The sequence below is a fragment of the Paenibacillus sp. OT2-17 genome, assembly GCF_009827695.1.
Classification (GTDB): Bacteria; Bacillota; Bacilli; order Paenibacillales; family Paenibacillaceae; genus Paenibacillus; species Paenibacillus polymyxa_B.
This window is the reverse complement of record NZ_WUDQ01000293.1, coordinates 1-4,506: the sequence shown is the minus strand read 5'-3', so window position 1 is coordinate 4,506 and position 4,506 is coordinate 1. Positions and strand designations below refer to the sequence as shown.

Below are 4,506 nucleotides of genomic sequence, written 5' to 3'. Positions count from 1 at the left end.
CCGGCCCAAGCTTCTCTAAGGCAGGCAAAATAGTATCGACGATCAGCCTATCGGGTGAAGAACAAAAGGCGTATATCAAATCATACAGAGGCTCTCCCACGACTGGGTCAGGATCAATAATGCCTGTCAACGTACCATTTTCGGCAAACACAAAATTATGTACTCCACAGTCACCATGAAGCAAATATTTAATATTCCGTTGCGGCGATCCGGCCACAAGGGTATGGACGAACCGATGATCCTCTGGGGGTAAAACGTCTTGTATGATCTTTTCAGATTCCTTCGTTCTGTGCAGCAGAAAATCTCTCCATTCCACAAACGGGTGGTCCGGATAACCATAATGACGTTCCTCACCAAAAGGCTTATAGTGCGAGATCACCTCCGTCGCCAGACGAAGTAACAAATCGCTTTTGTTTCGTCCATGATACTGTGTGAGCCCTGACCTAAACGTGTACACCAAATAACGGTGCAACGGATCTACATAAACCAAACGCGATAGTTTCTCAATCTGTACATAGGTATGTAAGAATTCTGCCTCGGCTTCTACGACAGCGGGATCATTTTGCTTAATCACGTATCGCGGCTTAGTTCCGTCCATGACAACAACCACTTTGCTCGAAGTTCCGCCGGTCAGCGGTTTGAGATTTCGCATATGGCTTTCAAGCACGCCCGTTTCGTGAAGCTCATTCAGGATCAGTTGAACATCCATCTTACGCCCTCCCTCCATGCGTCTGATCGACAATGCGGCTGGCGATTTGGATATTTCATTAAGATCCAACACGTTCGCCAGCCGCTCTTCTTTTAAAAATAAATCTTTTCATGCTCCGCATAGATTTCAAGCGCCCGCTCCATCTTATGCACATAGGTCTCATCCTGACTAGAACATAGAAATGTAATGTGTCCCTCCTGCGATGGACCGGATTTTGGCGAAGGCTCCAGCAAATTACGCTCAGACAACACCTGTTTCAACCGTCTAACTGTTCCCTGGCTCCCGTCAATTAACTGAATATGAGAAGGCAGTAGTTCCCTTAGAATCTCCTTATAAAAAGGATAATGAGTACACCCCAATACCACCGTACCATATATGTCGAGATTGAACGAAGACAGCTCCCGGTTAAAATATTCGGACATTTCTGCCCGGTCAAAATTCAACTGTTCGCAATACTGTACTAGCTCCGGCAGAGGTAGTGAGTCCACGCTCCCATGATCGTCAACTCTGGATACCAGCGCTGCATAACAGGATTGTTTCAAGGTCAATGGTGTGGCTAACACCAGAACTCTTTTACCATTGGATCGGTTCATCTCGACCGCTGGCTTCACTGCTGGCTCCATACCAATAATCGGAATAGGATATTCTTTCCTTAGCTCCGCAACCGCGATACTTGTAGCCGTATTGCAGGCAATTACCAATGCCTTAACATCTTCTTTTAGAATCGTTTGTACTGAAGCCTTGACATAACCAAGCACCTCTTGGGGAGTTTTCGTCCCGTAAGGCACATGGAGGGTATCCGCCATGTATACAAAATTTTCGTTTGGCAAACGTCTTAGTGCCTCGGACAATACTGTAATTCCACCCAATCCTGAATCAAAAAAACCTATCTTCAAGCTACTCACCTTTTTTCGTTCAACTATTGTGCTATATCTTGCTGGCACCATGTTCATTTTCTTCTTCGCCTACTCAAACCATTCTCTGCATTAAACTTTACATTTAAATTTTACCGCAAAACTGATATTTTGCAAAAGAAACACGTAAAATTTTCAGTGTAAAAAATAAAGTAGCTTTTCAAAGTAAATTTAATATAAAAGTGTTGACAGATATTATCTTTATATTGTAATATTACTTGGTAACTTACTAACTTAACTTACTTATTCAACTTACTTAGGGGGAAATAAATCATGTCTAAAGTATTATTTGTCAAAGCTAATGATCGTACAGCTGAAGAATCTGCAACAGTTAAATTGTATAACGCCTTCGTAGAAAGCTACAAGTCTTCCCACCCAACTGATGAAATCACTGAGCTGGACCTGTTCTCCGTCGAGCTTCCTTATTTGAACGCTAACATGATCAACGGCACGTTCAAATCCGCTAGAGGCATGGAGCTGAACGCAGAAGAAGCTCGCCTGGCAAACATTGCTAATGGCTACCTGGATCAATTCCTGGCAGCAGACAAAGTCGTATTTGCTTTCCCGCTCTGGAACATGACGATTCCAGCTGTACTGCATACGTACATTGACTACCTGAACCAAGCTGGTAAAACATTCAAATATACTGCTGAAGGTCCTGTTGGTCTCGTAACTGAAACTAAAGTAGCCCTGCTGAATGCAAGAGGCGGCGTTTATTCCGAAGGACCAGCTGCTGCAGCTGAAATGTCTTTGAACTTCATGAACAACATCTTATCCTTCTTCGGAGTGAAAGACATCGTGAAAGTTGTTCTGGAAGGACATAATCAATCTCCAGATCAAGCACAAGAAATCGTTGCTTCTGCTGTACAACGTGCAGTAGACACAGCAAAATCGTTCTAATCATATATTATGAAGAGAAGAGGATATCCGCGCCCTATATGGGCTGGATATCCTCTTTTTTTGTTATAAAGTATAAAAAAACACGTGCTCCCCTGATCTATAATCAAGTGAAAGCACGTGTTTGTGAAATGAGATTACTTCTATTTTAAGGAATGAATTGCTGCACGATTTTTATAACTTTACCCTCACGAAGCGTAATATGGTATGGAAATTGACTGAGGTCCAGAACGTCCTTTTTAGCAAAATCTTTCTCAAACTGTGCCAGAGGAATCGATTCGTTCCATTGCACGTCTGTATCTTCTATGTTACCCGTGTGATCATAAATCTGCACCTCTACTGAAGCATCTGGTGCAACCTGATACACGTCATTTTGCACGGAATTGTTTACGATGTAGTAGCCATCCGGAGCTCCATCCAATCCTGTATTTCCTTCATGCTCCACAAATGCTTTGTCAGCTGCCGCGCCTTCATACCATTCAATCGGGTCTGCCGACAAATAAATTTGTCCGTCACGAATCTCCATTTGGTTTATATATACGGTCTCCTGATTTTCAGCAGCTGCTACAGGCGTGTAGCCTTGCGCTGTTGCCCCTGCCGTCGTAATCAGCATCATCATTAAAGCCAATACGGTCCATTTCGAAGCTAGTTTCATCATGTCTGATCTCTCCTTGCCGTTTGGGTATGTACACGGTGTCTGTAAGCTTCATTACCCTTGTGTACTTATCATAAACGTTGCACGGTTAAAAAGTGTATCAGATACATAAAAAAGAAGTTACGATTTTTTAAGACTTGGTCTTAAAACTTGATAACATGTCCTATTTGTCTTTGCTATCTTAATAATCCGACCTGACGTGCCTGTTCTTCGGTGAGAATAAACTCTTCATTTTGCCATACTTCGTCCTCTTTGGTCACAGCAAACATCCCCATGATCTCTGTCCATATTCCTTTGTCGACGGCTTCCTTTTGCGTAATGATAATTTTCATTTCGTTTCCTCCTTTATATACTCTTATCGGTCTGTGAGGCCCACTTCGCGATCAGATGGTTTCTCCGATCGCTGTTGGAGCTTGATCGCTTCTCCGAAATCCATCTGCCCGCTTCGTTACTCAGTTTATCCTTGCCATTGCTCATTTTTCATGAGTTTGCCTCTAAAGAAGCCAACGACCTAAACTAATACTTAGGCCAAATATAATACTTTTATTTTAAGCCTCTAACCCTTATATGGAACTCACAATGCTTGTCCTAGATTTGCATTATCGGAGTGCTTGAGAGATTCTTGTCCCGCTTATAACATATGTACCCTTTTCCTGCCGAGATTATTCGTATCTTATTTGTAACCATAAAATTTTATATTATTTTTGTAGGTAGTGACTTCTTTTGAAATGACTAAGCCCTAAAATAAAAACGGCTGTAGGTTATCCTACGAGCCGTTTTCACTAAAAAATTTTCTATGCTTGGTTAATCTATCAGTACCATTAACATATACGTATTCATTTATTGTTTCTGCCTAAAAAAATGGTCGCCAAAAGCACTAAAGCAGCGGAAAGGACGGAATTGTTCTGAAGAAGCGGAGCGTTCGCCTTTGTCTCCGGATTTCTACCCTTGAACATACAAACAAGAAATCTGGGGGCAACAGCGATCGGAAGAATGATCCGTCCTCGTAGCCGACCATTATCCGCATCACTATCACTTAACCACTCCGCATGATATAAATGTAGCGCTCCTTTTACACAGAAAAGTAAAAAGGCTGTACGCATACTGGCTTGGACACGGTTACTTGTTGCCCAGTGTAGGTCAAGCGTCCACTTGCCTTGTCCACTTTGAACGTAACAATGTTGTTGGTGTCGCGGTTGGCCACGAGCATATGGTCACCATTTGGAGTCAAAGCAAAATGGCGTGGATGCTCTCCTTCGGCAGATACATGCTCGACCAAGCTCAACTTGCCAGTTGCTCCGTCTACAGCGTATACCACAATGCTGTCATGC

Annotated in this window: 6 protein-coding genes; 1 reads left to right on the top strand and 5 read right to left on the bottom strand. The window is 42.8% G+C overall.

Annotated features, from left to right (window positions below; genetic code table 11):
* Positions 1 to 709, bottom strand: a 709-nt coding sequence (locus GRP75_RS19790) for an aminoglycoside phosphotransferase family protein (RefSeq protein ID WP_160790141.1), incomplete at its 3' end; no start/stop codon positions are given.
* Positions 710 to 801: 92 nt separating this feature from the next.
* Positions 802 to 1,656, bottom strand: a complete 855-nt coding sequence (gene murI, locus GRP75_RS19785; RefSeq protein ID WP_053325296.1) for a glutamate racemase — start codon at positions 1,654 to 1,656, stop codon at positions 802 to 804.
* A gap of 240 nt (positions 1,657 to 1,896) precedes the next feature.
* Between murI and GRP75_RS19780 the strand changes: the two genes are divergently transcribed.
* Entirely contained in the window at positions 1,897 to 2,523 is a 627-nt protein-coding gene (locus tag GRP75_RS19780; RefSeq protein WP_025723667.1) for an FMN-dependent NADH-azoreductase, read from the top strand.
* A 145-nt stretch (positions 2,524 to 2,668) separates the two neighbouring features.
* Here the strand turns inward: GRP75_RS19780 and GRP75_RS19775 are convergent, their stop codons facing one another.
* The 3 genes from GRP75_RS19775 to GRP75_RS19770 all read right to left on the bottom strand — a co-directional run.
* Positions 2,669 to 3,178: a hypothetical protein gene (locus tag GRP75_RS19775; RefSeq protein ID WP_023988310.1), complete on the bottom strand. Its 510-nt coding sequence runs from the start codon at positions 3,176 to 3,178 to the stop codon at positions 2,669 to 2,671.
* A gap of 173 nt (positions 3,179 to 3,351) precedes the next feature.
* Positions 3,352 to 3,507: a hypothetical protein gene (locus tag GRP75_RS29300; RefSeq protein WP_023988309.1), complete on the bottom strand. Its 156-nt coding sequence runs from the start codon at positions 3,505 to 3,507 to the stop codon at positions 3,352 to 3,354.
* Between the two features lie 740 nt (positions 3,508 to 4,247).
* The coding region (locus GRP75_RS19770) for a lactonase family protein (protein WP_160790140.1) at positions 4,248 to 4,506 on the bottom strand (259 nt) is incomplete at its 5' end.